The 4,544-nt window shown below is 71.1% G+C and carries 6 protein-coding genes; 2 read left to right on the top strand and 4 right to left on the bottom strand.

Translation table 11 applies throughout. The features are described 5' to 3' along the window. Positions 1 to 310: amidase family protein (locus tag VFM98_RS01675; RefSeq protein WP_325108154.1), on the bottom strand; the 310-nt coding region annotated here is incomplete at its 3' end. 100 nt (positions 311 to 410) lie between these two features. On the opposite strand from VFM98_RS01675, the gene VFM98_RS01670 reads away from it, so the two are divergent. Together VFM98_RS01670 and VFM98_RS01665 are read left to right on the top strand one after the other, a co-directional pair. After that, the gene (locus VFM98_RS01670; protein WP_325108153.1) at positions 411 to 1,097 is read left to right on the top strand and encodes a glutathione S-transferase family protein; all 687 of its coding nucleotides are present in this window, start codon (positions 411 to 413) and stop codon (positions 1,095 to 1,097) included. A gap of 34 nt (positions 1,098 to 1,131) precedes the next feature. Continuing rightward, the gene (locus VFM98_RS01665; protein WP_325108152.1) at positions 1,132 to 2,376 is read left to right on the top strand and encodes a multifunctional CCA addition/repair protein; all 1,245 of its coding nucleotides are present in this window, start codon (positions 1,132 to 1,134) and stop codon (positions 2,374 to 2,376) included. Here the strand turns inward: VFM98_RS01665 and VFM98_RS01660 are convergent. From VFM98_RS01660 to VFM98_RS01650, 3 genes are all read right to left on the bottom strand, one after another. Beyond that, the gene (locus tag VFM98_RS01660; protein ID WP_325108150.1) at positions 2,349 to 3,275 is read right to left on the bottom strand and encodes an ROK family protein; all 927 of its coding nucleotides are present in this window, start codon (positions 3,273 to 3,275) and stop codon (positions 2,349 to 2,351) included. The two genes, VFM98_RS01665 and VFM98_RS01660, sit on opposite strands and share 28 nt — an antisense overlap. Before the next feature lie 4 nt (positions 3,276 to 3,279). After that, complete coding sequence (locus tag VFM98_RS01655; protein WP_325108149.1) at positions 3,280 to 3,474, bottom strand: DUF2905 domain-containing protein; 195 nt, start codon at positions 3,472 to 3,474, stop codon at positions 3,280 to 3,282. Positions 3,475 to 3,502: 28 nt separating this feature from the next. After that, positions 3,503 to 4,544: class I SAM-dependent methyltransferase (locus VFM98_RS01650; protein ID WP_325108148.1), on the bottom strand; the 1,042-nt coding region annotated here is incomplete at its 5' end.

The raw sequence follows: 4,544 nt of genomic DNA, 5'->3' as shown, positions 1-4,544 counted from the left end.
CCACGCGGTCGCGCCAGACCGCGCTGCCGCCGGTCGCGACCTTGCCCTCGATCTCCACCAGGTCCTTCAGCGCGATCGGGATGCCGTGCAGCGGCCCGACGGCGTGGCCGGCGCGGATCGCCGTATCGGCTGCCTCCGCGGCGAGCCGCGCCTCCTGCGCGAAGACTTCCGTGTACGCGTGCAGCCGGGGCTCGAGCGCCTCGATGCGTTCGAGGCAGGCTTCGACGAGGTCCACCGGCGAGACACGCCGCTGCTGCAGGCCGCGCACCAGCTGGTGCACGGGCGCGAAGGTCAGGTCCTGGAGCGTCATGGCCCATGCTAACCCGCACCGCATCAATCGCCATGAGGTTTTGCATCAATGGCGGCCGCTCTCGGGCTAGGATCGCGGCCAGAACCGCAAAGGAGCCGCGATGCTGACCCTCTACATCGGCAACAAGAATTATTCGTCCTGGTCGATGCGCCCCTGGGTGCTGATGAAGCAGGCGCAGCTGCCCTTCGAGGAGCGCAAGGTGCGCTTCGACGCCTTCGACGCCGGCTCGAAGTTCAAGGAAACGATGCTGAAGGTCAACCCCGCCGGCCGGGTGCCGGTGCTGGTGGACGAAGGCTTCGCGGTGTGGGATTCGCTCGCCATCGCGGAGTACCTGGCGGAGAAGTTCCCCGAGCGGGCCCTGTGGCCGCGCGACGCGCGCGCCCGCGCGCGGGCCCGCAGCGTCTGCGCGGAGATGCACTCCGGCTTCACGGCCCTGCGCAGCCACTGCGGGATGAACATCGAGGCCTCGCTGCCGCAGGTGGGCAAAAAGGTGTGGACCGAGCAGGCCGACGTGCGCGCGGACGTCGAACGCATCACGCAGATGTGGTCCGACCTGCTCGCCGAGCACGAGGGGCCGATGCTGTTCGGCGAGTTCGGCATCGCCGATGCCTTCTATGCGCCGGTGTGCATGCGCATCCGCACGTACGGGTTGCCCGTGTCGGCGGAGGCCGCTGCCTACATCGAACGCGTCTGCGCCCTGAGCGCGGTGAAGTCCTGGGTTGCGGACGCGCTGGCCGAACACGACTTCGTGCCTTTCGACGAGCCGTACCGGAAGTCCAGGGGCTAGCCCCTACGGCGCGCAGCGCCGCTAAACTGCCCCCATGCGAAGCTTCCGCGTCGGGGGCGCGGTGCGCGATGCCCTGCTCGGCCTGCCGGTGAACGACACCGACTGGGTGGTGGTCGGCGCCACGCCCGAGGAGATGATCGCCGCCGGCTACCTGCCGGTGGGCAAGGACTTCCCCGTCTTCCTGCACCCGCGCACGCGCGAGGAGCACGCGCTCGCGCGCACCGAGCGCAAGACCGGCCGGGGCTACCGCGGCTTCGCCTTCCACGCGTCGCCTGACGTCACGCTGGAGCAGGACCTGGCCCGGCGCGACCTCACCATCAACGCCATCGCCCAGGCCCCCGACGGCACGCTGATCGATCCCTTCGGCGGCCAGCGCGACCTGAAGGCGCGCGTGCTGCGCCACGTGACCACTGCCTTCCGCGAAGACCCGGTGCGTATCCTGCGCGTGGCCCGCTTCGCCGCCCGCTTCCACGACTTCACGCTCGCCCCCGAGACCATGCGGTTGATGCGCGAGATGGTGGCCGAGGGCGAGGCGGACCACCTGGTGCCCGAGCGCGTCTGGCAGGAGCTCGCGCGCGGCCTGATGGAGGACCATCCCTCGCGCATGTTCGACGTGCTGCGCGGCTGCGGTGCGCTGGAGCGCGTGCTGCCGGAGGTGGACCGCCTGTGGGGCGTGCCGCAGCGCGCCGACTACCACCCCGAGGTGGACACCGGCGTGCACAACATGATGGTGCTGGACATGGCGGCGCGCCTGCGCGCGCCGCTCCCCGTGCGCTTCGCCTGCCTCACGCACGACCTGGGCAAGGGCACGACCCCACCCGAAGTACTGCCCCGGCACATCGGCCACGAGCAGCGCAGCGCCGACCTGCTCAAGACGGTGTGCAACCGCCTGCGCGTTCCCAACGAATGCCGCGAGCTGGCCGACGTGGTCGCGCGCGAGCACGGCAACATCCACCGCAGCGGCGAATACGGCGCCGCCGCCGTGGTGCGGCTGCTGGAACGCTGCGATGCCTTCCGCAAGCCGCAGCGCTTCGAGCAGGTGCTGCAGGCCTGCGAGTGCGACGCGCGCGGCCGGCTCGGCATGCAGGAGCAGCCCTATCCGCAGCGCGATCGGCTGCTGGCCGCACTGCAGGCGGCGCGGGCGGTGGACACCGCGGCCATCGCGGCGCGCGCGCGCGAGCAGGGCCTGGGCGGCGAGCGCATCGGCGAGCAGATCCAGCAGGCCCGCGCGCAGACCGTGGCCGCGGCTCTTCAGACCAGCAGCGCCAGCGCCGCGTAGTCGCCCACGCGCTCCGCCAGGCCCGCCGGCACCAGCTCGCAGCCGTTGGTGAGTGCCGGCAACTTGCCCGCCACTTCCGCCTGCAATCGCGGCAAGAGGTATTCCTGGTTGTGCAGGAAGACGCTGCCGCCCAGCGAGATGCGCTGCAGGTCGAGCGTGGCCGTGATGTTGTAGAGGGCGCGGCCCATGATGCGGCACAGCTCCTGCACGATGCCGGCCGCCGCGGGATCGCCGCCGCGGGCGCGCTGCATCAGCGTGGCCGCATCGGCGCCGAAGCGGCGCGCCACCGCGTTGCCCGCCACCAGCGCTTCGAGGTCGCCCACGTTGCCGCAACCGCACAGGGCGTCGTCGTTGTCGATCACGAACATGTGGCCGCCGTGGCCGGCGTTGCCGTTCTTGCCGCGCAGCACGCGGCCGTCCACGCACAGGCCCATGCCGACGCCGGTGCTCCAGGTGACGTAGGCGCAGTGTTCGTAGCCTTGCAGCGCGCCCCAGCGCCGCTCGGCTTCCAGCGCCGAGACGGCGTCGTTCTCGACCCGCACGCCGGCGCTGAAGCGGCGCCGCAGCGGCCCTTCCAGCGTGGCCGTCATCCAGTTGTTCGGCAACCCGCGCGCCGGTCCGGCGATGCCGCCGCAGATGTTGGGGCTGGCCAGTTCCACCAGGCCCGCGTTCAGCACGAAGGGGCCGGCGGAGGACACGCCCACCCGCTGCACTACCGCCGGATCGAGGCCGACCTCGCGCGCCGCCTCGTCGATCATGCGGATCACCTGCTGCGCCACCGCGTCGTTGCTGCCGGTCTTGGCGGTCGGCTCGGCGCGCTTGCCGAGCAGGTCCAGCCCGGCTCCGCTGTTGAGGCTCACGGCGATCTTGGTGCCGCCGATGTCGACGCAGGCTTTCATGGCTTCAGAGATAGCGGGCGATGGCCGCGGCCACCATGCTCAGGAGGATGGTGGACGTGAGCGGGACGAAGAACTCGCGCCCGAACAGCTTGAAGCGCAGGTCCCCCGGCAGCTTGCCGAAGCCGAGCTTCTGCAGGATGGGCGAGAACCAGCTGATCAGCATCAGCGCGAGGAAGACGACGATGACCCAGCGAATCATTGCTTTGTCCTAGTGTGCCCGCAATCGCTCACAGCGTGTGGGTGCGGTCGCCCTGGCGGAAGCCGAGCGCATCCCAGAACGGGCCGCGGTGGAAGGCGATCACCTTGAACAGCTCGCCCATCTCGTGCTCCGCCACCAGGCGCTGCGCGGCGATGCGTTCCTGCTGCGAAGCCTGTTCCAGGTGGGTCGTGATGCCGGCATTCAGCAGGAAGCGGCCCTGCGTGGTGTAGCCCAGCGTGAGCAGCCCCGCCTCCTGCGCCGCCACGGCGATGCCGGTGAAATCGACATGCGCGGTGATGTCCTTCTCGCCCGGCGCATCCAACGGGTCGGGGTCGGCCAGGTGGCCGCGGTGGCACATCAGCGTGCCCATGTGGCGCTGCGGGTGGTAGTACTCGGCTTCCGGAAAGCCGTAGTCGATGAAGAAGGCGGCGCCGGCCTGCAGCCGCTCGGCCAGCGTGCGGATGAAGGCTTCGGCCTGCGGATGGATCTCGGTCAGGTAGTCCTGCGGACCGGCGGGCTCCAGCGGCGGCCGCAGGTCGGTCGGGCGGTCGTCCCAGGCCAGTGCGTCGCCCTCGACGCGCACGCCGCGCTCATGCCACACACCGCCCTTGCGGGCCAGCAGCTTGACCGGCATGGCATCGAGCACCTCGTTGCCCACCACCACACCGTGCAGCGCCGCGGGCAGTTCGCTCGCCCACTGCACGCGAGCGCCCCACGGCGCCAGCGCCTGCTGCTGGCGCTCGCGCAGGCTGGCCGAGAGCTCCACGATGGTGTAGCGGGTGATGCGCTCGCCCAGCGACTGCATCAGCTCGCGCGCGAGCGCGCCCGAGCCGGCGCCGAACTCCCAGACTTCCCGCGTGCCGGTGCGCTCCAGCGCCTCGCCCAGCTGCGCGGCCAGCGTGCGGCCGAACAGCGGGCTCATCTCCGGCGCGGTGACGAAATCGCTGCCCGAGGACGGCAGGTGGCCGAACTTGCGCGAGGCATTGGCGTAGTAGCCCAGGCCCGGCGCATAGAGCGCCAGCGCCATGTAGCGGTCGAAGGGCAGCCAGCCGCCGGCGCGCGCCGCCTGC

The organism is Ramlibacter sp. (assembly GCF_035706265.1).
Classification (GTDB): domain Bacteria; phylum Pseudomonadota; class Gammaproteobacteria; order Burkholderiales; family Burkholderiaceae_C; genus Ramlibacter.
Note: the sequence above shows the minus strand (reverse complement) of the source record. Positions and strands in the feature narration are given on the sequence as shown.

What these genes read in the sequence shown, in the direction of transcription:
- VFM98_RS01660 (WP_325108150.1), bottom strand. Translation starts at nt 3,275, where the DNA reads ATGAAAGCCTGCGTCGACATCGGCGGCACCAAGATCGCCGTGAGCCTC.
- VFM98_RS01655 (WP_325108149.1), bottom strand. Translation starts at nt 3,474, where the DNA reads ATGATTCGCTGGGTCATCGTCGTCTTCCTCGCGCTGATGCTGATCAGC.
- VFM98_RS01665 (WP_325108152.1), top strand. Translation starts at nt 1,132, where the DNA reads ATGCGAAGCTTCCGCGTCGGGGGCGCGGTGCGCGATGCCCTGCTCGGC.
- VFM98_RS01670 (WP_325108153.1), top strand. Translation starts at nt 411, where the DNA reads ATGCTGACCCTCTACATCGGCAACAAGAATTATTCGTCCTGGTCGATG.